The 22,060-nt window shown below is 66.3% G+C and carries 22 protein-coding genes, 1 tRNA gene and 1 pseudogene; 12 read left to right on the forward strand and 12 right to left on the reverse strand.

Going from position 1 to position 22,060, the window contains the following annotated elements; all coding sequences use genetic code 11:
• Positions 1-5: 5 nt before the first annotated feature.
• The 3 genes from selA (at position 6) to WCE05_RS13320 (ending at position 3,454) form a co-directional block, all read left to right on the forward strand.
• Positions 6-1,433 carry an L-seryl-tRNA(Sec) selenium transferase gene (gene selA / locus WCE05_RS13310; protein WP_368816041.1) on the forward strand — a complete coding sequence of 476 codons (1,428 nt, stop codon included), beginning with the start codon at positions 6-8 and terminating at the stop codon, positions 1,431-1,433.
• Complete coding sequence (gene selB / locus WCE05_RS13315) at positions 1,430-3,352, forward strand: selenocysteine-specific translation elongation factor (RefSeq protein ID WP_368816052.1); 1,923 nt, start codon at positions 1,430-1,432, stop codon at positions 3,350-3,352. Before selA ends, selB begins: the two co-directional genes overlap by 4 nt.
• A gap of 6 nt (positions 3,353-3,358) precedes the next feature.
• Positions 3,359-3,454: transfer RNA gene (locus WCE05_RS13320), tRNA-Sec, on the forward strand.
• A gap of 74 nt (positions 3,455-3,528) precedes the next feature.
• Here WCE05_RS13320 and WCE05_RS13325 read toward each other — a convergent pair.
• The gene (locus WCE05_RS13325) at positions 3,529-4,518 is read right to left on the reverse strand and encodes an asparaginase (RefSeq protein ID WP_225788797.1); all 990 of its coding nucleotides are present in this window, start codon (positions 4,516-4,518) and stop codon (positions 3,529-3,531) included.
• 72 nt (positions 4,519-4,590) lie between these two features.
• The gene (locus WCE05_RS13330; protein WP_225788796.1) at positions 4,591-6,033 is read right to left on the reverse strand and encodes a sodium:alanine symporter family protein; all 1,443 of its coding nucleotides are present in this window, start codon (positions 6,031-6,033) and stop codon (positions 4,591-4,593) included.
• 179 nt (positions 6,034-6,212) lie between these two features.
• Between WCE05_RS13330 and WCE05_RS13335 the strand changes: the two genes are divergently transcribed.
• A complete protein-coding gene (locus WCE05_RS13335) occupies positions 6,213-7,025 on the forward strand; it encodes a helix-turn-helix transcriptional regulator (RefSeq protein WP_225788795.1) in 813 nt (270 codons plus the stop codon).
• Positions 7,026-7,043: 18 nt separating this feature from the next.
• Here WCE05_RS13335 and WCE05_RS13340 read toward each other — a convergent pair.
• Positions 7,044-7,828, reverse strand: a pseudogene (locus tag WCE05_RS13340) (TSUP family transporter).
• 373 nt (positions 7,829-8,201) lie between these two features.
• Between WCE05_RS13340 and WCE05_RS13345 the strand changes: the two are divergent.
• Both WCE05_RS13345 and WCE05_RS13350 read left to right on the forward strand, forming a co-directional pair.
• A complete protein-coding gene (locus WCE05_RS13345) occupies positions 8,202-9,086 on the forward strand; it encodes a sugar nucleotide-binding protein (protein WP_368816042.1) in 885 nt (294 codons plus the stop codon).
• A complete protein-coding gene (locus WCE05_RS13350; protein WP_225788792.1) occupies positions 9,079-10,011 on the forward strand; it encodes an NAD-dependent epimerase/dehydratase family protein in 933 nt (310 codons plus the stop codon). Before WCE05_RS13345 ends, WCE05_RS13350 begins: the two co-directional genes overlap by 8 nt.
• A 187-nt stretch (positions 10,012-10,198) precedes the next feature.
• On the opposite strand, the gene WCE05_RS13355 is transcribed toward WCE05_RS13350, so the two are convergent.
• Positions 10,199-10,645, reverse strand: coding sequence for a helix-turn-helix domain-containing protein (locus WCE05_RS13355; RefSeq protein ID WP_225788791.1), 447 nt, complete (start codon positions 10,643-10,645; stop codon positions 10,199-10,201).
• Between the two features lie 101 nt (positions 10,646-10,746).
• On the opposite strand from WCE05_RS13355, the gene WCE05_RS13360 reads away from it, so the two are divergent.
• A complete protein-coding gene (locus tag WCE05_RS13360) occupies positions 10,747-11,994 on the forward strand; it encodes an MFS transporter (RefSeq protein WP_368816043.1) in 1,248 nt (415 codons plus the stop codon).
• Here the strand turns inward: WCE05_RS13360 and WCE05_RS13365 are convergent.
• The 5 genes from WCE05_RS13365 to WCE05_RS13385 form a co-directional block, all read right to left on the reverse strand.
• On the reverse strand, positions 11,982-12,665 hold the full coding sequence (locus WCE05_RS13365; RefSeq protein ID WP_368816044.1) for an OmpW family protein: 684 nt from the start codon (positions 12,663-12,665) through the stop codon (positions 11,982-11,984). The two genes, WCE05_RS13360 and WCE05_RS13365, sit on opposite strands and share 13 nt — an antisense overlap.
• A gap of 116 nt (positions 12,666-12,781) precedes the next feature.
• Positions 12,782-13,348 (reverse strand): DUF3299 domain-containing protein, encoded by a 567-nt coding sequence (locus WCE05_RS13370; RefSeq protein ID WP_225788788.1) that lies wholly within the window; start codon positions 13,346-13,348, stop codon positions 12,782-12,784.
• Entirely contained in the window at positions 13,326-14,591 is a 1,266-nt protein-coding gene (locus tag WCE05_RS13375) for an ABC transporter permease (RefSeq protein ID WP_225788787.1), read from the reverse strand. The genes WCE05_RS13370 and WCE05_RS13375 overlap by 23 nt, the downstream gene beginning before the upstream one ends.
• Entirely contained in the window at positions 14,591-15,301 is a 711-nt protein-coding gene (locus WCE05_RS13380; RefSeq protein WP_225788786.1) for an ABC transporter ATP-binding protein, read from the reverse strand. The genes WCE05_RS13375 and WCE05_RS13380 overlap by 1 nt, the downstream gene beginning before the upstream one ends.
• Positions 15,302-15,874 carry a DUF2796 domain-containing protein gene (locus WCE05_RS13385; RefSeq protein ID WP_368816045.1) on the reverse strand — a complete coding sequence of 191 codons (573 nt, stop codon included), beginning with the start codon at positions 15,872-15,874 and terminating at the stop codon, positions 15,302-15,304.
• A 135-nt stretch (positions 15,875-16,009) separates the two neighbouring features.
• Here WCE05_RS13385 and WCE05_RS13390 point away from each other — a divergent pair, with 135 nt between their 5' ends.
• The gene (locus WCE05_RS13390) at positions 16,010-16,354 is read left to right on the forward strand and encodes a hypothetical protein (RefSeq protein ID WP_225788784.1); all 345 of its coding nucleotides are present in this window, start codon (positions 16,010-16,012) and stop codon (positions 16,352-16,354) included.
• Positions 16,355-16,450: 96 nt separating this feature from the next.
• Here the strand turns inward: WCE05_RS13390 and trxA are convergent, their stop codons facing one another.
• Genes trxA through WCE05_RS13405 form a run of 3 tightly spaced genes read right to left on the reverse strand, consistent with a single transcriptional unit; the run spans position 16,451 to position 18,470 of the window.
• Positions 16,451-17,326 (reverse strand): thioredoxin, encoded by an 876-nt coding sequence (gene trxA / locus WCE05_RS13395; protein WP_368816046.1) that lies wholly within the window; start codon positions 17,324-17,326, stop codon positions 16,451-16,453.
• 31 nt (positions 17,327-17,357) lie between these two features.
• The gene (locus WCE05_RS13400) at positions 17,358-18,017 is read right to left on the reverse strand and encodes a methyltransferase (RefSeq protein ID WP_225788782.1); all 660 of its coding nucleotides are present in this window, start codon (positions 18,015-18,017) and stop codon (positions 17,358-17,360) included.
• Positions 18,018-18,470, reverse strand: a complete 453-nt coding sequence (locus WCE05_RS13405; protein WP_225788781.1) for a YbaY family lipoprotein — start codon at positions 18,468-18,470, stop codon at positions 18,018-18,020.
• A 105-nt stretch (positions 18,471-18,575) separates the two neighbouring features.
• Here WCE05_RS13405 and nrdR point away from each other — a divergent pair, with 105 nt between their 5' ends.
• The 4 genes from nrdR to ribBA are packed head-to-tail and all read left to right on the forward strand — an operon-like array spanning position 18,576 to position 21,992.
• Positions 18,576-19,040 carry a transcriptional regulator NrdR gene (gene nrdR / locus WCE05_RS13410; RefSeq protein WP_225788780.1) on the forward strand — a complete coding sequence of 155 codons (465 nt, stop codon included), beginning with the start codon at positions 18,576-18,578 and terminating at the stop codon, positions 19,038-19,040.
• 2 nt (positions 19,041-19,042) lie between these two features.
• Positions 19,043-20,173 carry a bifunctional diaminohydroxyphosphoribosylaminopyrimidine deaminase/5-amino-6-(5-phosphoribosylamino)uracil reductase RibD gene (gene ribD, locus WCE05_RS13415; protein WP_225788779.1) on the forward strand — a complete coding sequence of 377 codons (1,131 nt, stop codon included), beginning with the start codon at positions 19,043-19,045 and terminating at the stop codon, positions 20,171-20,173.
• Between the two features lie 43 nt (positions 20,174-20,216).
• The gene (locus WCE05_RS13420) at positions 20,217-20,882 is read left to right on the forward strand and encodes a riboflavin synthase (protein WP_225788778.1); all 666 of its coding nucleotides are present in this window, start codon (positions 20,217-20,219) and stop codon (positions 20,880-20,882) included.
• An 18-nt stretch (positions 20,883-20,900) separates the two neighbouring features.
• Positions 20,901-21,992, forward strand: coding sequence for a bifunctional 3,4-dihydroxy-2-butanone-4-phosphate synthase/GTP cyclohydrolase II (gene ribBA, locus WCE05_RS13425; RefSeq protein ID WP_253079904.1), 1,092 nt, complete (start codon positions 20,901-20,903; stop codon positions 21,990-21,992).
• Positions 21,993-22,060: the final 68 nt, after the last annotated feature.

Consider the following 22,060-nt stretch of genomic DNA (forward strand, 5'->3'; position numbering starts at 1 on the left):
ACCGCATGCCCTCGAGCCTCGCCAGCGACACCCCGCGCATCCCCTCCATCGATACCCTGCTGCGACACCCGAACGGCCACCCGCTGATCGAGCGCCACGGCCGTGACGCCGTGCTGGCCGCGCTGCGCCAGTTGCTCGACGACCTGCGCGAACCGGCCCGGCTTGGCCAGCTCGATGCATTGGAGCTGGCCCCGCAAGTCTTGCTCGGCCGCGCCGGCGAGCGCCTGGCCATCCAGCAACGCAGCCAGGTGCGCAGGGTCTTCAACCTTACCGGCACCGTCCTGCACACCAACCTCGGCCGCGCACTGCTTCCCGAGGAAGCCGTCGAGGCCATGCAGGCCGCCGCCCGTTATCCGCTGAACCTGGAGTTCGACCTGGCCAGCGGCAAGCGCGGGGACCGCGACGATCTGATCGAAGGCCTGATCCGCGAGCTCACCGGCGCCGAGGCGGTCACCGTGGTCAACAACAACGCCGCCGCCGTGCTGCTGGCGCTCAACAGCCTGGGCGCGCGCAAGGAGGGCATCATTTCCCGTGGCGAGCTGATCGAGATCGGCGGCGCCTTCCGCATCCCCGACATCATGGCCCGCGCCGGTGTGCGCCTGCACGAGGTCGGCACCACCAACCGTACCCATGCCCGCGACTACGAGGGCGCGATCAACCCGCGCACCGGCCTGCTGATGCGCGTGCACTGCAGCAACTACAGCATCCAGGGCTTCACCACCCAGGTGGCTACCGCCGAACTGGCAAGGATCGCCCATGAGCATGGCCTGCCCTTGCTCGAGGACCTGGGCAGCGGCAGCCTGCTCGACCTGACCCGCTGGGGCCTGCCTGCAGAGCCGACGGTGCGCCAGGCCCTGCTCGACGGTGCCGATATCGTCACCTTCAGTGGCGACAAGCTGCTCGGTGGGCCGCAGGCCGGCATCATCGTCGGGCGCAAGGCGCTGATCGCCAGGATCAAGAAGAACCCGCTCAAGCGCGCCCTGCGCGTCGACAAGATCACCCTGGCCGCCCTGGAGGCGGTGCTGGCGCTCTACCGCAATCCCGACCGCCTGGCCGAGCGCTTGCCCAGCCTGCGCCTGCTGACCCGTCCCCAGGCCGAGATCATGGCCCAGGCCCAGCGCCTGGCGCCGGCACTGGCTGCCTGCCTGGGGCCGCAATGGACTGTGAGCGCCGAGCCGGCCCTGGGCATGATCGGCAGCGGCAGCCAACCCGTGGCACGTCTGCCCAGTGCTGCCTTGTGCCTGCGCCCGCAGGTGTCGAAGAAGCTGCGTGGGCGCAGCCTGCATGTGCTCGAGCGAGCCCTGCGCAGCCTGCCGGTGCCGGTGCTCGGGCGTATCGACGACGACGCCCTCTGGCTCGACCTGCGCCAGCTGGATGACGAAGCCCAATGGCTGGCGCAGTTGCCTGCGCTGCAGGTGGGGCCGGCGCAGTGATCGTCGGTACCGCCGGGCATATCGACCATGGCAAGACCGCGCTGCTCCAGGCCCTGACCGGCCAGGCCGGCGACCAGCGCCAGGAGGAACGTGCCCGAGGCATGACCATCGACCTGGGCTACCGCTACGCCGCCCTGGCCGAGGATGCGCCTCTGACGGGCTTCATCGATGTGCCGGGCCACGAGCGCTTTATCCACAACATGCTTGCCGGCGCCCATGGCATCGACCTGGTGTTGCTGGTGGTGGCCGCCGACGATGGCGTCATGCCGCAGACCCGTGAGCACCTGGCGATCATCGAGTTGCTGGGGATTCCCCGGGCCTTGGTGGCGATCAGCAAGTGCGACCGGGTGGAGCCGGCGCGCCTGGCCGAGGTACAGGCGCAGGTGGCCGACTTGCTGGCGCCGGGGCCTTACGCTGGAGCGCCGCAGTTCCCGTTGTCGAGCGTCACCGGTGAAGGTGTCGAAGAGCTGCGCCAGGCCCTGCGCGAGGCCCAGGGTGACGTGGCCCGGCGCAGCGTGGCCGGTGGTTTTCGCCTGGCCATCGACCGGGCCTTCGCCGTGTCGGGCGCAGGTATCGTGGTCACCGGTACCGCGTTGGCCGGCCGCGTGACTGCGGGCGATACGCTATTGCTGGGCAAGGCCGGCAAACCGGTGCGGGTCCGAGGCCTGCATGCGCAGAACCAGGCGGCGCTGGTGGCCGAGGCCGGGCAGCGGGTGGCCTTGAACATCAGCGCCGAGCGCCTGGCCGTGGAGCAGATCCACCGCGGTGACTGGTTGGTGGCCGAGTGGCTGCATGCGCCCAGTACCCGCGTCGACATCGAGTTGGCGTTGTTGCCCGGCGAGACACGGGCGTTCGAGCATTTCGGCGCCGTGCATGTGCACCTAGGCACCCAGGATGTCACGGCGCGGGTGGCACTGCTGGAAGGTGAGAAACTGCTGCCCGGCCAGCGCATGTTCGCCCAGTTGTTGCTCAACGCGCCTTTGCAGGCGGTGCACGGCGACAGGCTGGTGCTGCGCGACCAGCGCGCACAACGAACCCTTGGCGGCGGCCAGGTGCTCGACCCCTTCGCCCCGAGCCGGCAGCGCCGCAGCGAGGCGCGCCTGCGCCAGTTGCAGGTATTGCGTACTGCGCGGGACCTGGAGCAGGCATTGCCTGCCTTGCTCGATGCCGCACCTGCCGGGCTCGACCCGCAGCGCCTGGAGCGCCAGTTCAACCGGCTGCGCGGCACCTGGCATCTGCCGCAGGACGTGCTGGTGGTCGCCACGCGCCAGGGCCAGTTGCTGTTCGCCACTGGCCATTGGCAAGCGCTGAAGCATCAGGTGCTGGAGCAGTTGGCGCAGTTCCATGAACAGGAGCCGGACCAGTTGGGCCCGGACCGCGACCGCTTGCGCCGTTTCGTCGCGCTGCCCCTGGAGCGGCCGGCTTTCGTCAGCCTGCTGGACGAATTGCTGGCCGAGGTGGCCATCGACAGCAGCGGCCCGTGGTTGCACCTGCCAGGCCACAAGGTGCAGTTGAGCGAGGCTGACGCCGCGCTCTGGGAGCGTGTGCAGTCGCAGCTACTGGCCGGTGGGTTCGAGCCGCCCTGGGTCAGGACGCTGGCCGGGGCGCAGAACGTAGAGGAGGCCCAAGTGCGCCTTCTGCTGCGCAAGCTGGCCCGGCTTGGCCTGGTGCACCAGGTGGTGCGCGACCTGTTCTATCCCGAGGCGACCCTGCGGCGCATGGCCGATATGCTCTTGCAGCATTCGGCCAGTACGCCGATAGTGCAGGTCGCCGCGTTTCGCGATATGTTGGGCATCGGTCGCAAGCGCACCGTGCAGATCCTCGAATACTTCGACCGTATCGGCCTGACCCGGAGGGTCGCCGACCAGCGTCATATCCGCGCCGACAGCGCCCTGGCCCAGCAGCAGGCCAGGCACTGAATACAAGGAAGGCAATCGCGCCCGGTGGCGCGGCCGGGCTTCAAACCCGGTTGGGGACGGCAGCCGTTCCCGGGCAGGTTCGACTCCCGCTGCCTTCCGCCACTTTCCCAGCAGCCCCATTAAGACGACTCGGTTGACGGCAGCCCCCCGCGAGTGCGTCCGTACGGACGCCGCCGTCATGCCCGCTCGCCGCAAAGGTCCAGGGCAAACCAATGCTCGGCCGCCTGCACATCCAACCCAGCCCCCAGCAGGGCGAACAACTTGCCCAGCGCCGCTTCCCGGGTCATGCCGCCGCCACTGACCAGCCCGGCATCGCGCAGGCGGCTGCCAGCGGCATAGGTATCGAACACCACCGAGCCCTCCGGACACTGGCTGATCGCCACGATCATCACCCCGCCCTGGCGCGCGTCGTGCAGGGCATCGAGCAGGGCCTGGTCGTCGGATGGGCCGGTGCCGCTGCCATAGCACTCCAGCACCAGGCCCTGCACGCCGCTGTCGAACACGGCCTGCAGCAGATCCGCCCGCAAACCGGGGACGACTGGCAGCACCGCAAGGTTCACCGGCTGGCGCGGCTGGCGATAGTCCAGCGCCGGTGGAATCGCCGGGGCGCGTTCACCGTCGCGCTGGCGGGGCAGGGCGGCAAAGGCATCGAAGGCTTCGCTACGCAGTTTCGACGTGCGGCAGCCGTGCAACAGCTGACCGTGGAAATACAGCTGCACGCCATCCTCCAGGCCACTCTCGAACAGGCGCAAGGCTCCGCACAGGTTGCTCCAGGCGTCGCTGCCCGGAGCGCCTGCCGGCAGCATGGAGCCGGTCAGCAGCACCGGTACCGGCAGGCCAAGCAGCAGGAAGGACAGGGCCGCGGCGCTGTAGGCCAGGGTGTCGGTGCCGTGCAGCACCAGCACGCCGTCATGGCCCTGGCGTTCCACCGCCTCGACGATGGCCTCGCGCATGGCCAGCCAGTTGGCCTGCTGCATGTTGGCGCTATCGATCAGCGGGTCGAGCTCGCGCAAGGCCCATGCAAGGCGCGGCGCATCGGCCTGTTGCGCCAGGTATTCGCGCATTCGCGCTTCGAAACCGCCGGCCGGTGCCAGGCCTTCGGGTGACTGCAGCATACCGATGGTGCCACCGGTATAGAGAACGAGGAGATTCTTGACTGCACGCATGGGAACCTTCCGTAGCGGTGAGCGGAGAAAGGGCAGCCGCCCGCGGACGGGGCGGCTGGGCAGGGGAGGATATCAGCGCTGCGGCTGGACTTGGCCGACGGCGTTGTCAGCGGCTGTTTCAGCCTGTGGATTGGCAGGCCAGGCGTTGCGGTCCAGGTCCAGGTCGGTGAACTTGGCCGAGTCGAATACCGGCTGGGCGATACCGGCACGGCGCTGGGCGTCGTAGTCGCGCATCACCCGCAGGCCGATCTTGAACAGCAGGGCCAGGGCGATCAGGTTGACGAACGCCAGGCAGGTCATGGTGATGTCGGCGAAGGCGAACACCGTGGACAGGTCCTGCACCGAACCCCAGATGACCAGCGCCAGCACCAGGCCACGGTAGCCCATCAGCACCGCGCGGTTGCGGCTGAGGAACAGCAGGCTGTTCTCGCCCAGGTAGTAGTTGTAGAGGATGCAGGTGAAGACGAACAGCGACAGGGCAACGCTGACGAACAGGCGGCCCCAGTCACCGACCACTGCCGCCAGGGAGTTCTGGGTCAGGACGATACCGTCGCCTTCGAAGCCTGGGGTATAGAAACCCGACAGCAGGATCAGCAGCGCGGTGCAGGTGCAGATCACGAAGGTATCGAGGAACACGCTGAACGCCTGCACCACGCCCTGGGCACCGGGGTGTTTCACGGCCGCCACGGCGGCAACGTTCGGGGCGCTGCCCAGACCCGCTTCGTTGGCGAACACACCACGCTTGACGCCCATGACGATGGCGCTGCCGAGCAGGCCGCCGAAGGCCGGGTCGAGGCCGAAGGCGCTCTTGAAGATGGTTTCCAGCATGGCCGGGACGTGCTCGATCTGGCTACCGATCACGTACAGGGTCACGCCGATGTAGGCCAAGGTCTTGACCGGCACCAGCAGGTCCGAGACCGCGGCGATGCGCTTGATGCCACCGAGGAAGACGATCGCCAGCAGCACGGCCAGGGCGATACCGGTGTGGTTCGGGGCGAAGCCGAAGGCGTTCTGCAGCGAGTGGGTGACGGTGTACGACTGCAGGCCGTTGAAGGCGAAGCCGTAGGTCACCAGCAGCAGGATGGAGAACACCACCGCCATGCTCTTGAGCTTCAGGCCGTGCAGGATGTAGTAGGCCGGGCCGCCACGGTACAGGCCATCGCCGTCGGTGCGCTTGTAGACCTGGGCCAGGGTGCATTCGAAAAAGCTGCTGGACATGCCCACCAGCGCGGTGACCCACATCCAGAACACCGCCCCCGGGCCGCCCAGGGTCACGGCGATGCCGACACCGGCGATATTGCCTGCGCCAACGCGCCCGGCGAGGCTCAGCATCAGGGCCTGGAACGAGCTCAACTGGCCGGCCTGGCCACGCAGCGACTCCTTGAAGACGCCGAACATGTGGCCGAAGTGGCGGAACTGGACGAACCGCGAACGGAGGGTGAAGTAACCGCCGAGTCCGACGATCAGCACGATGAGGAGTTTCCCCGAAAGGAAATCGTTGAGTGCTTCGAGCATTGGGAAATGACCTCGATTCTTATTCTTCGCGTGGAAAGAACAGCGGGCGCAAGGACGCGCCGCTTTCGTTGGCGCGCATGGTTGGTCATGACACCAATGGTTACAATTTCGCGGGTTGCTCTGAGTTGATGCGACTTGATGCTAGAATGGCGTCACTCGCATCAGCTGGACATCGTTTCATGGGCGATCACTTCGCTACCAACCTCAAATTGGCCTGCAGCCATTACCGCTCTATCTCGGAGGTTTGCCGGCAACTGTCGATCAACCGCGCGCAGTTCAACAAGTACCTGAGCGGTCAGAGCCGTCCGACGGCCTACAACCTCAAGCGCATCGGCGACTTTTTCGGCGTCGAGGGTTACGAGCTGGGCCTGCCGCCGGAGCAGTTCGCCCGCCTGATCGGTGTGCGCAACCTGTCCACGCAGGCGGGGCAGCACGATGACCCGATCAGCGAGCTGTTCAGGCCGTTGCACGAGCACGCCGGCAACCTGTCGCGCTATTGCGGCTATTACTTCGAGTATTCCAACTGCATGTCGGTACCCGGTTCGGTCCTGGTGTCGCTGGTGCATCTATGGGAGGAACGCGGCCGTTTCCTGTTCGAGCGCCAGGAGCGGCAGGAGCGCACCAGCGCCACCGACGTGCACGCCGAAATACGCTGCCGCTACCTGGGCGCGGCTTTCCAGCTGCAGGACCGGGTATTTCTGATCGACTACGAGTCGCTGACCCTCAACGAGATGAGCCAGACCATCCTCATCCCCAGCTTCAAGAGCCGCATCACCCGCCTCAACGGCCTCAAGACCGGCGTCTCCAGCGGCGACCGGCGCAACCCCGCCTGCACCCGTGTGGTCTGGGAGTACCTGGGCGAGGAAATCAACCGCATCAATGCCTACCGCCAGGTCCGGCTGTACCAGCCGGACGACCCGCGTATCGATGACGACGTGCGTGAGCGGCTGAGCGTGGGGCCGCTCAGCAATGGGTTGTTCGAGATCGAGTGAGTTGCAGGCAGTTATGGGTCAGAGGTGTCGCAGCCATTGGCCGATCGGGTTGCCATCGCTGAACAGCAGTCGCAGCGCCATGAGGCAACACACTGAAATCAGCAAGGGTTTGATGAGCCGTGGCCCGAAATGCAGGGCGCAGCGAGCCCCTGCTTGTGCGCCGACGATGGCGCAGGCCGCCATTGTCAATGCCAATGGCCACAGGATGGCGCCGCCAAGCATGAATACCAGGAGAGCCCCGAGGTTGCATGAGGCATTGAGCAGTTTGCTGTTGCAAACAGCCTGCAGGATGTTCTGCCCGAGCAAGAGTGTGAAGGCAACCATGAAGAATGAGCCGGTGCCTGGGCCGAATATTCCATCGTAGAAGCCAATCAGCGGTACAAGGGTAAGGGTGAAGCAAGTCATCGACAGTTTGGCTGCACGCTGACGTTCATCCAGTTTCGGGGTGAAGGCGAAGTAGACTGCAACTGCAATCAACAGCAAGGGGGCGGAGGTTTCAAGTATCGCTCTGTCGAGCAGAGTTACCGAAAGTGCGCCTGCCGCACCACCTGCAAAAGACAGTGCAGCATTGGCCGCCCTGATTTCCAATCGATCATCCGCTTGCGGGCAAAGGCGACGGTGGCCGAGACGCTGGCAGAGGACGCCTGGAATTTATTGGTGGCGATGGCCAGCACGGGGTCGAAACCCGCAATGAACAGCGCTGGAAGGGTGAGCAGCCCACCACCGCCTGCAATGGCATCGAAGAAGCCTGCGAAGAGAGCGATGGCGCCCAGCAACAGTAGCGTTGAAAGTTCTATATCCATGGGGCGCCTGCTGGAATTAGTCACGTACGAGGCCGAAAAGGGGCAGGCTTGGAAGCCTCTGGGTGCACATATTGGGGGGGCTCTTGGTTTTCCACGAGTCGAAATGTTGAGGTGCACACGATATTCATCTAAGTATTCTTAGTTGTGTGCGTTGGCTTTTTCCTGGCGGTTTGCCGGCAAGTATTTAGGCAAGTTTTTTTGGTTTTGCGATGCAGGATCTGGTCTGTCTCGTATATAGGAAAATTCCCAATGATCGATAGGAATGAGCAAGGTCAGCGGGAGTTGTATCAAGCGCGTAAGGTTGGACTTCCCTGATCGGAACCCGCAAAATGTTCGCTTTCCTTCTATCAACCTGTTCGGATCTGCTGACTCTATGCGTATGCGCCTGATGCTGTTGGGTGGTGGCAATGCCCTCGGGCAAGCGCTGATTCGTCTCGGGGCCGAGGAGGACATCGGATTCCTGGCACCGCGTCCGCCGGAAAACGGCTGGGACCCGGCCAGCCTGACCCTGCTGCTCGACGAACAGCGCCCCGATGCGGTGGTCAACCTGGCCTATTACTTCGACTGGTTCCAGGCCGAGTCGGTCAGCGAGCAGCGCCTGGCGCAACAGGAGCGGGCGGTGGAGCGGCTGGCGGAGCTGTGCCAGCACCACCAGATCATCCTGGTGCAGCCCTCCAGCTACCGGGTGTTCGACGGCTCGCGGGCCACGGCCTACAGCGAGAAGGACGAGCCGGTGCCCCTGGGGCTGCGCGGCCAGGCGCTGTGGCGTATCGAGCAGAGCGTGCGGGCGACCTGCCCGCAGCATGTGTTGCTGCGCTTCGGCTGGGTGCTGGACGAGAGCATCGATGGCGTGCTGGGCCGCTTCCTCACCCGTGCCGAGCAACCCCAGGAATTGTTGCTGGCGGACGACCGTCGCGGTAACCCGACGCCGGTGGACGATGCCGCGCGGGTGATCCTCTCGGTGCTCAAGCAACTCGATTGCGATGCGCCCTTGTGGGGCACCTACCATTACGCCGGCAACGAGGCCACCACGCCGCTGGCGCTGGGGCAGGCTATCCTCAGCGAGGCGGCGCAATGGCACAGGCTGGCCGTGCAGGCGCCCACGCCCCAGGCCCATGCCGCGCGCCCGGATGCCAGCGAGGAGCCACAGAACGCCGTGCTGGCCTGCAAGAAGATCCTTCACACCTTCGGTATCAAGCCCCGTGCCTGGCGCGCCGGCTTGCCACCCCTACTGGACCGGTTCTACCGACATGGCTGACGCCCCCATCCTGATCACCGGCGGTGCCGGCTTCATTGGTTCGCACCTGTGCGATGCGTTGCTGGACAAAGGCCATGCGGTGCGCGTGCTGGACGACTTGTCCACCGGCAAGCGCGACAACCTGCGGCTCGACCACCCTGGCCTGGAGCTGATCGAAGGCGATGTCGCCGATGCCGCGCTGGTCAAGCGTGCGGCTGCCGGCTGCTGCGCCGTGGTCCACCTGGCGGCGGTCGCCTCGGTGCAGGCGTCGGTCGAAGACCCGGTGCGAACCCACCAGAGCAACTTCGTCGGTACCCTCAACGTCTGCGAGGCGATGCGCGTGAACGGCATACGCCGCGTGCTGTTCGCTTCCAGCGCGGCGGTGTACGGCAACAACGGCGAAGGCGAGTCGATCGCCGAGGACACGCCCAAGGCACCCTTGACGCCCTATGCGGTAGACAAGCTGGCCAGCGAGCAATACCTGGACTTCTACCGTCGCCAGCACGGGCTGGAGCCAGTGGTGTTCCGCTTCTTCAATATCTTCGGACCGCGCCAGGACCCGTCCTCGCCGTATTCCGGGGTGATCAGCATCTTCTGCGAACGTGCCACCAAGGGCTTGCCGATCACCGTGTTCGGCGATGGCGAGCAGACCCGCGACTTTCTCTATGTCGGTGACCTGGTACAGGTGATGGTCCAGGCCCTGGAGCAGGAGCAGGTCGAGGAGGGGGCGGTGAACATCGGCCTGAACCAGGCCACTTCGCTGAACCAGTTGCTGGCCGCCCTGGAGCAGGTGGTCGGCCACCTGCCCGCGGTCAGCTACGGCCCGCCGCGCTCGGGCGATATCCGCCATTCCCGGGCCGACAATACGCGCTTGCTGGCGCGTTTCGCGTTTGCGCAGCCGACTTCGATGGTCGAGGGGCTGGCGCGTTTGTTGGGCAAGGCCTGACGGGCACCTCATCTGCTTATTCGCAAGCAAGCCTGCCCCTGCAAGCCGCATCATGTACGGCCAACTCTGCCCCTGTGGGAGCCGGCTTGCCGGCGATGGGCTGCAACGCAGCCCCAAGATCAACGCACCGCTTGACTGACCGGCATTGAGCCTATCTGCGAACCGGGCCGGACTGCCGTCATGACGTTCATCCACTATGGCGCACAGCCTGCCGATGGCAATCCTCGGGGCTTAGTATCCGACCATCCTTTGCTCGTACCACCAATGTATCGATGGGCTGCCCAGTGGCGTTGTCCACCAACTGTGAGCGCGTCTCGCCTGCCTCGAACAGGAACCGCTCACCCCATTGGCGCATGCCGATGACGATGGGGAAGACCGCGCACCCCTGCTCGGTCATGACGTATTCCTTGTAGGCACTGCCGTCCGAGGCTGGCCGTAACTCAAGCAGGCCGCTCTCCACCAGCTGCTTCAGGCGTGAGGCGAGGATGTTTTTCGCCAGCCCCAGGTTCTTCTGAAACTCACTGAAGCGCCGCAAGCCATCGAAGGCGTCGCGCAGGATCATCAGCGACCAACGGTCTCCGATCACTTCAAGAGCTCGGGCCACTGGGCATTGGTTGTTTCTCTCGTCGAGCATGGGGTAACCCTTCGGACCAGTCTGGTTGCAGATTAAAACCACATTTGCTAGAAAGCCAGCTTGTGGTTTCAATTTGCAACCAGAATGCACAGGAGTGTGCCATGCCGTCCCCGCATCCCGAGTCTCTTGTTCACGATCAACCGAGCCGCTCGCTGACGTTGCTGCTCGCCACCACTTGCGCCCTGGCGGTAGCCACAGTGTATTTTGCCCAACCTTTGCTGGGGGCCATGGCGGCCAGCCTGGGAATCAGTCAGGCACACGTCGGTCTGGTGGTCGGCTCGACCCAGGCGGGCTATGCCGTTGGCCTGTTGTTGATCGTGCCGCTGGGCGACCTGTTCGATCGCAAGCGCTTGATCCTGTGCCAACTACTGCTATCGATGCTGGCCTTGCTGACGGTGGGCATGGCCTGGGATTGGGCCGTGCTGCTGGCGGCCATGGGCGTGGTCGGGTTGATGGCTGTGGTGGTGCAGGTGATGGTGGCCCATGCCGCCACCCTGGCCTCACCCACCCGCCAGGGCCAGGTGGTGGGCGCGGTCACCAGCGGTGTGGTGCTGGGCATCCTGTTGGCGCGCCTGGTTGCTGGGGGCATGGCTGACCTGGCCGGTTGGCGGAGTGTCTACCTTGGCGCGGCGGGTCTGGTCATGGTGATGGCCTTGCTGTTGTGGCGAACCCTGCCCGGCGCCCCGCCCGGAGAGCGTAGGCAGGGGTATCGGGCGTTGCTCGGTTCTCTGATCGGCCTGTACCGATACGATCGTCTCTTGCGCCAGCGGGGCCTGCTTGCGCTGCTGATCTTTGCTGCCTTCAGCGTGCTGTGGAGCACCATGGTGCTGCCCTTGAGTGCTGCGCCGCTAGCCCTGAGCCATACCCAGGTCGGCCTGTTCGGCCTGGCTGGCATCGCCGGAGCCTTGGCAGCGGCGCGTGCGGGCCGTATGGCCGATCGGGGCCTGGGAGAGCGCACCACTGGGTTGGCCCTGGCGGTGTTGACGTTGTCATGGCTGCCGAGCGCGCTGCTCGGACAATCGCTGCTGGCCCTGGCGCTGGGTGTATTGATGCTGGACTTCGCCGTGCAGGCGGTACACGTCACCAACCAGAGCCTGCTGCTGGCGGGGCGCGGCGAAATGGCTAGCCGGCTGGTCGGTGCCTACATGTGCTGTTATTCGATCGGCAGTGGCCTGGGCGCGGTAGCCGCGACTTGGTTGCATGCCCGTTGGGGCTGGATGGCGGTGTGTGGCCTGGGTGCATCGATCAGCGCACTGGCCTGGGGGTACTGGCTGTACCTGCGAATCGTTGAGGGGCGGTGTGGCATGGCGGCCGGAGCCGCCATGCCGGGAGGGGATCAGAACTTGTAACCGATACCGACCATGTAGACCCACGGGTCGACATCCACGTCGACCTTGGTCTTGCCCACGCCCAGGGCGTTCGGGCCGTCGACGGTGGCCTTGGTGTCGATGTCGATGTACCAGACCGAGGCGTTGACCAGCAGGTTGTCGGTGAGCATGTAGTCCATGCCCAGTTGGCCGGCCAGGCCGACCGAGTCCTGCAGCTTCAGGTTGCTGAAGCCCTGCTGCTTGCGCGCGCTGCTGAGGTCTTCGTCGAAGAACATCGTGTAGTTGATGCCGATGCCGGCGTAGGGCTGGAACTTCGAGGTCGGCGCCATCGGGTAGTACTGCAGCGACAGGGTCGGCGGCAGGTGCTTGATGTCGGCCAGCTTGCCGTCCAGGCCCGGGCCGAGGCCCTTGACCGCCACGGTGTGGTTGAACGGGGTGGCGGCCAACAGCTCCACGCCGATGTGGTCGGTGAGCATGTAGGCGAAGGTCAGGCCCAACTGGGTGTCGCTGTCCAGCGTCGCCTTGGTGCCCGAGACCTTGGCGCCATCGAGCTTCAGGGCGCTGCTGTCTTCGTTCGGCGAAACGGTGGCGGCGCCGGCGCGGATGATGATGTCGCCCGCCTGGTGGGCGTGGGCAACAGGGGCTGCGAGCGCCAGGGCAACGAGCGAGGCGCCGAGCAAGGACTTGTTCATGGAAGCTCCCAAAGGACAAAGGACGTGAGTAATCGAGTAGTCCAATGGTAAGGAGCCGGTCGAAACAAACTGTTGATTCAGCTCAACGAAGCCGTTTCATGAAGCGGAAGTAGTTCTCATTGCAACTCATAGGCGTAGATTTTCTCCGCTTCCATCAGGTAACCGGCGTCGGCCAGCTCGCTGCTGCTGGCCTTTACCTGCATGCGCCCTTCGATCCAGTAGGGCTGGTACAGGTCTTCGATGCGCACGCCCATCTCGCTGAAGATATGCACGATCTGGTTCGACGGTGGGGGCGGCACGTGGATGCACGCGCCGTAGTAGGGCACCAGGAGGAATTCGGTGGTGCGCCCTTCCTCGCTGACTTCCAGCGGCACGATGTAGCCGGGCAGCTTCACTTGCTGGCCATCCAGCGCCTTGACCACCGGGGCGTCGGGTGCCTGCTGGCGTGCTGCGGGGGCCGACTCGGCAGACAAGGCGTCGCTCAGTTGCGAGAGGTCATGCAGCGGCGCCAGCTGTGGCGGGATCACCGGCGCGCCTTCGGGAATCAGGGCGGGCCAGTCGAGGGTGCGCGGCTCTTGCGCCCATGTGAGGGGAGCGAAGAGCAATAGGAGCCCCAGCAGGATGGGCCGGTACTGATAAAGCAAGGCAGTTGCTCCAGGGTCAGAGGTGGATCGACAGGCCATCGGCCAGCGACTGCCGGTAGGCGCGCCAGGCCGGCACACTGCCCATCAGCAGTGCCGCCGCGAGTATGACAGCCAACAGGGTCCACTCGTGAGCGCTTGGCCAGGCCAGTGGCAGGTACAGGCCGTAGTTGGCCTGGACATACCCCTGGGCCAGGGCGATCCCCGCGTACAGCAGGCCCAGCCCGGCGACGATGCCGGCCACCGCCAGGGCCAGGGCTTCCAGCACCAGCAGCCCGGCGATATGCCAGGGGCGGGCGCCGACCGAGCGCAGGATAGCCATTTCGCGGCGGCGTTCGTTGAGGCTGGTGAGGATTGCCGTGAGCATGCCGATCAGCCCGGTCAGCACCACGAACAGCGAGACCACGAACAGCGCCTGCTCGGCGGTGCCCATCAGGCTCCACAGCTCCTGCAGGGCTACGCCAGGGAGGATCGCCAGCAGTGGCTCGCCGCGGAACTCGTTGATCTCCCGCTGCAGGCTGAAAGTGGCGATCTTGCTGTTCAGCCCCAGCATGAAGGCGGTGATGGCGGCCGGCTGCAGGTCCATGGTGCGCGCCTGTTCGGCGCTGATGCGCCCGGCGCCACGGGCCGGCACGCCGTTGTGCCAGTCGATGTGGATGGCCTCCATCCCGGCCAGGCTGATGTGCAGGGTACGGTCCACCGGTGTACCGGTGCGCTGCAGGATGCCCACCACGGTGAAGGGTTTGTCGTCGTGCTTGACCAGGCTGATGGCCGCCACGCCGTGGGCCAGCACCAGCTTGTCGCCGAGCTTGTAGTGCAGCGCCTCGGCGACTTCGGCGCCGAGCACCACCTCGAACGGGTCCTCGGCGAACGGCCGGCCCTGGCTCAGCGCCAGGTGCTGCCGGCGGCCGAACTGGTAGTGGCTGAAATAGTCGCCGGTGGTGCCCATCACCCGGTAGCCACGATGAGAGTCGCCCAGGGAAATGGGGATCGCCCACTTCACCCGTGGGTCCTTGGCGTAGTGCTCGAAGCTGTCCCAGCGGATGTTGTTGGTGGCGTTGCCGATGCGGAACACCGAATACAGCAGCAGGTTCACCGAGCCGGAACGGGCGCCGACGATCAGGTCGGTGCCGCTGATGGTGCTGGCGAAGCTGGCGCGGGCCTCGGTGCGCACGCGCTCCACGGCCAGCAGCAGGCATACCGACAGGGCGATGGCAAACGCGGTGAGAAACGCTGTGAAGCGGCGGTTGGCCAGGCTGGCCAAGGCAAGGCGGAGCAGGTACATCAGGCCTCCCGGGGCTTGGCTGCGCGATTGAGCTCGGCCAGCGACAGATGACGGTCGAACAGTGGTGCCAGGCTCTGGTCATGGCTGACGAACAGCAGGCTGGAACCGGCTGCCCGGCATTCATCGAACAGCAGGCGGATGAACGCCTCGCGGGTATCGGCATCGAGCGCCGAAGTCGGTTCGTCGGCGATCACCAGCTCCGGCTGGCCGATCAAGGCCCGGGCCGCGGCGACCCGCTGCTGTTGGCCGATCGACAGGCTGTCGGCGCGACGGGCGAGCAGGGCCGGATCGTCCAGGCCCAGGTGGGCGAGCAGCAGGGTGGCAGCCTGGTCGATGCTGCCGTGGCGCTGGGCGGCGCGTTCGGCACGGCTGCGCGAGAAGCGGCAGGGCAGCTCGACGTTCTCCCGCACCGAAAGGAACGGCAGCAGGTTGAATTGCTGGAAGATGTAGCCGGTGTGATCGACCCGGAAGCGATCACGGGCGCCCTGGCCCAAAGCGCCCAGGTCCTGGCCGAGCAGGCGGATGCTGCCCTGCGCGGGGCGATTCACCCCGCCGAGCAGGCCCAGCAAGGTGGTCTTGCCGCTACCGCTGGGGCCCTTGAGGAACACGGCCTGGCCCGCGTCCAGGTGGAACGCGGGGATGTCCAGGAGCGGCGCTTGGCCAGGCCAGGCGAATACCAGGCCTTGCAGGTCGATCAGCGGCTGGCTCATTCAGAACGCGACCACGGCCTTGGCCGGCGTGGCCTCCAGGCCTTTCTGGCCGTTCGGGCCGATCAGTTGCACGTTGATCTTCTGGGTCGCCGGGAAGGCCTTGAACAGTGGGGCAAGGTCGATCCGGGTGAGCTGGTCGGGGGCCGAGCAGATCAGTTGGTAATGGGCCTCGATATCGCTGTGCTGCTGTTCGTGTGCAGGGTCATGGCCGGCATGCGCTGCATCGCCGAACAGCGGGCTTTCCAGCTCCTGGGCCTCCTCCTTGCACCCGGCCGCCTGGGCCAGGCCGAACAGTGCCAGGGGCTGTTCGAGTTGCTGGCGTACGGCGGCGACCTTGGCCTTGTCGGCGTCGCTGTTGGCGGCATGTTCGAAACCGACCAGGTTCATCGCCGGGCTGTCCAGCTCCAGTTCCAGGGTATTGCCGTCGAGCACGGCGTTGAGCTTGGCCACACCGTGCTCGTGGGCACCGAGGGAGCCATGGGCATGCTCATGCTCGTGGTCATGGTCGTCGTGGGCGTGGGCCACGGCCAGGGGAAGCAGGGCGAAGGGCAGGGCAAGGAGCAGGCGGCGCATGGAAGACTCCAGGGCGAGCGGGAAATTGAGTTCGTAATGTTATAACAACTTTTCTGGCCCTCGCCAGCCTGCCTGGCGCAGGTTTCATGTTCATGGGAGCATGGCTGCATCGACCCTGGACATAAGGAAGGCAGCGTGAGAATTCGCGGACATATTGGCGACTGGCCGGTGGACCTGACTATCGAGCTGGAACCGGCGGAGTGGGCGCAACTGGGGCGTCAAGTGCAGGTGCCGGCTGTTGTCGAGGCGGCCGCCGAGGCCGTCGGTACTGCGCCTCGCCCGGATGACGGGCAGTGGTCGGCGGCGCGTGAGCTGTTGCGCCAGGTGGGGCAGATCAGCGGGCCCGAGTTGCTGGAGCGGCTGGAAGGGCTGGCCGGCAGCACGGCGGCGGGCAAGCGGTTGCTGGTGCGGTTGCGCCACAGCAGCGAGGTGAAGGTGGAAAGCGGGGTGGATGCGCCGGTATACCACTGGATCGGTTGAGAGGCATGGGGGCTGCTCTGCAGCCCCAAGAAAGCGCCGCTCCCCAGGAGCTCTGCCAAATAGACCCGTGATGCCGAACGCTCTGAGAACGGCCTGTCAGAACATTGCAGCTGACAGCTTGCGGCGGTACAGGCTCACCAGCGGATGTTCATTGCCCAGCAGTTCGAACACCTGCAGCAGTGCCTTCTGCGGCAAGCCGTTCTCGTAGCTGCGGTTACGCTGGAACAGCTTGAGCAGACCATCCAGCGCCGCCTCGTACTGCTGGCGCGCCAGTTGCTGGATGCACAGCTGGTAAGTGGCTTCGTCATCCTGCGGGTTCTGCGCCAGGCGACTTTTCAGCTCGGCGGCTTCCGGCAGGCTGGCGGCCTGGCGCAGGAAGGTCAGCTGGGCCTTGGCGCCGGCCAGGGCAGCCTTGTGCTCGTCGGTCTTGACGGCGTCGAGCACCACCTCGGCCTCGCCCAGCTCGCCCCGCTCGGCCAGGCAGCGGGCATAGAGGATCAGCGCCTCGGCGTTGCTGTTGTCTTCGCCCAGCAGCAGCTTGAGCGTGGCCTCGGCCTCGCTGAAGCGGCTTTCGGCGAACAGCGCCTTGGCTTCCTCAAGTGGCGTGGCGGTTGGCGCGGCAGGCATCTGCACATGGGGGTCGAGCATGGCGCGGATCGCCGACTCCGGCTGGGCTCCGGCGAAACCGTCGACCGGCTGGCCGTCCTTGAACAGCACTACGGTCGGCAGGCTGCGGATGCCGAACTGGGCGACGATCTGCTGTTCCACGTCGCAGTTGACCTTGGCCAGCAGCAGTTCGCCCTGGTAACCCTCGGCGATCTTCGCCAGCAGCGGCATCAGGGCCTTGCACGGTGCGCACCATTCGGCCCAGAAGTCCACCAGCACGGGTTTATGGAAGGAGTTGTCGATCACCAGTTGCTGGAAGTTGGCGTCGGTGGCATCGAAAATATACGGCGTGGGGGCTTGGCTCATCGCGACTCTCGCAAATCCTTGAATGGCGCCACTATAAAGGCTCGCGGCTGGCGTGGTACAGGCTGACCCGGCGGAATTCGTGCGGCTCGGCCAGGTCGGGAAGGGTCAGGGCCTCGAGTACGCCCAACTGACGATACAGCGGATGGCTGAAGTCGCGCACCCGTGAATCGGCCACCAGCGCCTGGCGGCCACGGCCGAGGAAAGCGTCGAGCAGGGGCAGGTTGGCGCGGTCGTAGAGCACGTCGGCCACCAGGATCAGGTCGAAACGGTCGTCTTCGGCGAAGAAGTCGCTGCTGTAGCCGAGTTCGACTTCGTTGAGCGCGGCATTGGCCCGGCAGGCATCCAGGGCCAGCGGGTCGAGGTCGCAGGCCACCACCTCCAGGGCACCGGCCCGGGCGGCGGCGATCCCGGCGATGCCTGAGCCGGCGCCGAAGTCCAGTACCCGCTTGCCGCGCACCCACTCCGGCCGCTCGGCCAGGTAGCGCGCCAAGGCCAGGCCGCTGGCCCAGCAGAAACTCCAGTAGGGCGGCTCTTCGAGGATGCGCCGGGTTTCCTCTGGGCTGAAGGCGCGATCCATGTTCTGGGCATCGATCAGCCACAGCCGCAGGTCGCATCCGGGCAGCTCGCTGACGACCAGGCGCGCTTCGCCGATCAGGCCGCCGAGGGCCTGTTGCAGGGGCAGCGGCGCCATCTATGGCGCCTTCTGGAAGCGCAGCGGGCCGGTGGCCTGGGTGGTGGCCTGGAAGATGCGCTGCGCCGGCAAGTGCAGGATCAATTGGCCGGAGCGGCTGGCGCGGCCGCGCAGTTCGACGCGGGCCCCGGCTGGAAAGGCCTCGGGATTGAAGCGCAGGCGATAGGGCATGGGCTGGCCGGTACCGGTGAGGTTGCTGCTGGCCAGCAGGCGCTGCGGGCGGCCACGTTCGTCGATGACCAGCAGGGCCAGCTCCACTTCGGCACCGGCCGGTATCTCCAGTAAGGTGCCACTGAGTTCGCGCTGGTAGGCGGGCAGAGGGCCTGGGTCTTCGCTTTGCTTGGCCGCCTTGGCGGGCGGGGCTACCGGGGGTTGCTCGGTCTTCGGCCGGTCGCTGCCGCAGGCGGCGAGCAGGCCGGCGAAGCACAGCACGACGAGCGCTCGTTGGTGCATGGGGTAATCCTTCACGGACAGATTTCACTGGATGGTAAACCCTTTGGCTTGTCTTGCCAGTGGGATGCGCTACCATGGCCCTCCCTTTTTTTGTTGCCTGCCACCATGCACTGTCCGTTTTGCGGTGCCAACGACACCAAGGTCATCGACTCACGCCTGGTCGCCGAGGGCGAACAGGTGCGCCGTCGCCGCGAGTGCCTCGCCTGCGGCGAGCGTTTCACCACCTTCGAGACCGCCGAACTGGTCTTGCCACGCCTGATCAAGCAGGACGGCACACGGCAGCCCTTCGACGAAGAGAAACTGCGCGCCGGCATGCAGCGGGCCCTGGAGAAGCGCCCGGTGAGCGTCGAGCGCCTGGAAGCGGCGCTGGCGCACATCAAGCACAAGCTGCGTGCCACCGGCGAGCGCGAGGTCAAGTCGCTGGTGGTCGGCGAGCTGGTGATGGCCGAGCTGCGCAAGCTCGACGAAGTCGCCTACATCCGTTTCGCTTCGGTCTACCGGCGTTTCCAGGACCTCGACGAGTTCCGCGAGGAGATCGACCGCCTGGCCCGGGAGCCTGCCAAAGAGTGACCATGCCCAGCCAGACCGCCATCCTCGACGCCCACTACATGGCCCGGGCCCTGGAACTGGCCCGCAAGGGCCTGTACAGCACCCACCCGAACCCGCGCGTGGGCTGCGTGATCGTGCGTGATGGCGAAGTGGTCGGCGAGGGCTGGCACGTGCGGGCCGGCGAACCGCATGCCGAGGTCCACGCCCTGCGCCAGGCCGGCGAGCGCGCCCGTGGCGCCTGCGCCTACGTGACCCTGGAGCCCTGCAGCCACCATGGCCGTACACCGCCATGCGCCGAGGCACTGGTCAAGGCCGGGGTGGCCCGGGTGGTGGCGGCGATGCAGGACCCCAACCCGCAAGTGGCCGGCCGAGGCCTGCGGCGCCTGGCCGAGGCCGGCATCGAGGTCGGTAGCGGTGTGCTCGAGGCCGAGGCGCGAGCCCTCAACCCCGGCTTTCTCAAGCGCATGGAGCACGGCCTGCCGTTCGTGCGGGCCAAGCTCGCCATGAGCCTGGACGGTCGCACCGCCATGGCCAGCGGCGAGAGCCAGTGGATCACCGGCCCTGCCGCCCGCGCCGCCGTGCAGCGGCTGCGCGCCCGCTCCAGTGTGGTGCTGACCAGCGCCGAGAGCGTGCTGGCCGACCATGCCCGCATGACCGTACGCGGCGCCGAACTGGGGCTGGATGCCGAAACTACCGCCCTGGCTCTGTCACGCCCGCCGCTGCGCGTGCTGGTCGATGGCCGCCTGCGCCTGCCGCTGGACGCGCCGTTCTTCCAGGCCGGGCCAGCCCTGGTCGTGACCGCCGCCGGCGACGATCCACGTTATGCCGCGGCTGGCCATGAACTGCTGAGCCTGCCAGGGGCCGACGGGCGCGTCGACCTGCCGGCCCTGATGCGCGCCCTGGGCGAGCGGGGCGTCAACGAAATCCTGCTGGAGGCCGGTGCCGGCCTTGCCGGTGCCTTCGCCCGCCTGGGGCTGGTCGATGAGTTCCAGTTGTTCGTGGCCGCCACTTTCCTGGGCTCCGAAGCCCGGCCGCTGCTGGACTGGCCGCTGTCGAGCATGAGCGAGGCGCCGCGCCTGAAGATCACCGGCATGCGCGCGGTCGGCGATGACTGGCTGGTCACAGCCATCCCCCTGCCGGCGCCCGGCGTATAATGCCTGGCTTGCCACGCGCAGCCCTGTTCCCGAGGAGGACACCATGTTCACCGGCATCATCGAATCCATCGGCACCATCCGCAGCCTGACCCCCAAGGGCGGTGACGTGCGCCTCTATGTAGAGACCGGCAAGCTCGACCTGGGCGATGTCAAGCTGGGCGACAGCATCGCCGTCAACGGTGTCTGCCTGACCGCCGTGGAGTTGCCCGGCGATGGCTTTTGGGCCGATGTCAGCGTCGAGACGCTCAAGCGCACCGCCATGGTCGACCTCAAGAGCGGCAGCCGGGTCAACCTGGAAAAAGCCCTGACCCCCACCACCCGCCTGGGCGGTCACCTGGTCAGCGGCCATGTCGACGGTGTCGGCGAGATCATCTCGCGCAGCGATAACGCGCGCGCCATCCAGTTCCGCGTACGCGCGCCCAAGGAGCTGGCCAAGTACATCGCCCACAAAGGGTCGATCACCGTCGACGGCACCAGCCTGACGGTCAATGAGGTCGATGGCGCCGAGTTCGAGCTGACCATCGTCCCGCACACCCTGTCCGAAACCATCATGGCCGACTACCGCCCGGGTCGTCGGGTAAACCTTGAGGTCGACCTGCTGGCCCGTTACCTGGAGCGTCTGCTGCTGGGTGACAAGGCCGCCGAACCGAGCAAGGGCAGCGGCATCACCGAAAGTTTCCTGGCCGCCAACGGCTACCTGAAATCCTGATTGAGAAGGGGGGGCCGAGTGGCGCTCAACAGCATCGAAGAGCTGGTGGAAGACATCCGCCAGGGCAAAATGGTCATTCTCATGGACGACGAAGACCGTGAGAACGAAGGCGACATCATCATGGCCGCCGAGTGCTGCCAGGCCGAGCACATCAACTTCATGGCCAAGCACGCCCGTGGCCTGATCTGCATGCCGATGACCCGCGAGCGCTGCGAGGCGCTCCGCCTGCCGCTGATGGCGCCGCGCAACGGCTCGGGCTTCGGCACCAAGTTCACCGTGTCGATCGAGGCCGCCGAAGGCGTGACCACCGGCATCTCCGCCGCCGACCGCGCCCGCACCGTGCAGGTCGCCGCGGCCCGCGACGCCAAGGCCGACGATATCGTCAGCCCCGGCCACATCTTCCCGCTGATGGCCCAGGCCGGTGGCACCCTGGCCCGCGCCGGCCACACTGAGGCCGCCTGCGACCTGGCGCGCATGGCCGGCTTCGAGCCGAGCGGGGTGATCTGCGAAGTGATGAACGACGACGGCACCATGGCCCGTCGTCCGGAACTGGAGGCCTTCGCCGCCGAGCACGGCCTGAAGATCGGCACCATCGCCGACCTGATCCACTACCGCATGATCCACGAGCGCACCGTGCAGCGCGTCTCCGAACAGCCGCTGGACAGCGAGTTGGGCCAGTTCAACCTGGTCACCTACCGCGACTCGGTGGAAGGCGACGTGCACATGGCCCTGACCCTGGGCACCATCTGTGCCGAACAGCCGACCCTGGTGCGGGTGCACAACATGGACCCGCTGCGTGACCTGCTGATGGTCAAGCAGCCGGGGCGCTGGAGCCTGCGCGCGGCGATGAGCGCCGTGGCCGAGGCCGGCAGCGGCGTGGTGCTGCTGCTGGGCCACCCGCTGGATGGCGACGTGCTGCTGGCGCACATCCGCGAGAGCGCCGGCGATGCCCCGACCAAGGCGCCGACCACCTACAGCACCGTCGGTGCCGGCTCGCAGATCCTGCGTGACCTGGGCGTGCGCAAGATGCGCCTGATGAGCTCGCCGATGAAGTTCAACGCGATATCCGGATTCGATCTGGAAGTTGTAGAATACGTGCCCTCCGAGTGACACAGGCGCAGCCGTCGTCCTGCCGCTCGTGTCCAAACCCTCCTGCAGGCCGCGTATGCGCGGCCTCG

It is taken from the genome of Pseudomonas sp. I2 (assembly GCF_040984075.1).
Lineage (GTDB): Bacteria > Pseudomonadota > Gammaproteobacteria > Pseudomonadales > Pseudomonadaceae > Aquipseudomonas > Aquipseudomonas guariconensis_B.

Coding starts and splice junctions, on each gene's coding strand:
- selA (WP_368816041.1), top strand. CDS start 6: ATGCCCTCGAGCCTCGCCAGCGACACCCCGCGCATCCCCTCCATCGAT.
- WCE05_RS13325 (WP_225788797.1), bottom strand. CDS start 4,518: ATGCGTGCAGTCAAGAATCTCCTCGTTCTCTATACCGGTGGCACCATC.
- WCE05_RS13330 (WP_225788796.1), bottom strand. CDS start 6,033: ATGCTCGAAGCACTCAACGATTTCCTTTCGGGGAAACTCCTCATCGTG.
- WCE05_RS13335 (WP_225788795.1), top strand. CDS start 6,213: ATGGGCGATCACTTCGCTACCAACCTCAAATTGGCCTGCAGCCATTAC.
- WCE05_RS13345 (WP_368816042.1), top strand. CDS start 8,202: ATGCGTATGCGCCTGATGCTGTTGGGTGGTGGCAATGCCCTCGGGCAA.
- WCE05_RS13350 (WP_225788792.1), top strand. CDS start 9,079: ATGGCTGACGCCCCCATCCTGATCACCGGCGGTGCCGGCTTCATTGGT.
- WCE05_RS13355 (WP_225788791.1), bottom strand. CDS start 10,645: ATGCTCGACGAGAGAAACAACCAATGCCCAGTGGCCCGAGCTCTTGAA.
- WCE05_RS13360 (WP_368816043.1), top strand. CDS start 10,747: ATGCCGTCCCCGCATCCCGAGTCTCTTGTTCACGATCAACCGAGCCGC.
- WCE05_RS13365 (WP_368816044.1), bottom strand. CDS start 12,665: ATGAACAAGTCCTTGCTCGGCGCCTCGCTCGTTGCCCTGGCGCTCGCA.
- WCE05_RS13370 (WP_225788788.1), bottom strand. CDS start 13,348: ATGGCCTGTCGATCCACCTCTGACCCTGGAGCAACTGCCTTGCTTTAT.
- WCE05_RS13375 (WP_225788787.1), bottom strand. CDS start 14,591: ATGTACCTGCTCCGCCTTGCCTTGGCCAGCCTGGCCAACCGCCGCTTC.
- WCE05_RS13380 (WP_225788786.1), bottom strand. CDS start 15,301: ATGAGCCAGCCGCTGATCGACCTGCAAGGCCTGGTATTCGCCTGGCCT.
- WCE05_RS13385 (WP_368816045.1), bottom strand. CDS start 15,874: ATGCGCCGCCTGCTCCTTGCCCTGCCCTTCGCCCTGCTTCCCCTGGCC.
- trxA (WP_368816046.1), bottom strand. CDS start 17,326: ATGAGCCAAGCCCCCACGCCGTATATTTTCGATGCCACCGACGCCAAC.
- WCE05_RS13400 (WP_225788782.1), bottom strand. CDS start 18,017: ATGGCGCCGCTGCCCCTGCAACAGGCCCTCGGCGGCCTGATCGGCGAA.
- WCE05_RS13405 (WP_225788781.1), bottom strand. CDS start 18,470: ATGCACCAACGAGCGCTCGTCGTGCTGTGCTTCGCCGGCCTGCTCGCC.
- nrdR (WP_225788780.1), top strand. CDS start 18,576: ATGCACTGTCCGTTTTGCGGTGCCAACGACACCAAGGTCATCGACTCA.
- ribD (WP_225788779.1), top strand. CDS start 19,043: ATGCCCAGCCAGACCGCCATCCTCGACGCCCACTACATGGCCCGGGCC.
- WCE05_RS13420 (WP_225788778.1), top strand. CDS start 20,217: ATGTTCACCGGCATCATCGAATCCATCGGCACCATCCGCAGCCTGACC.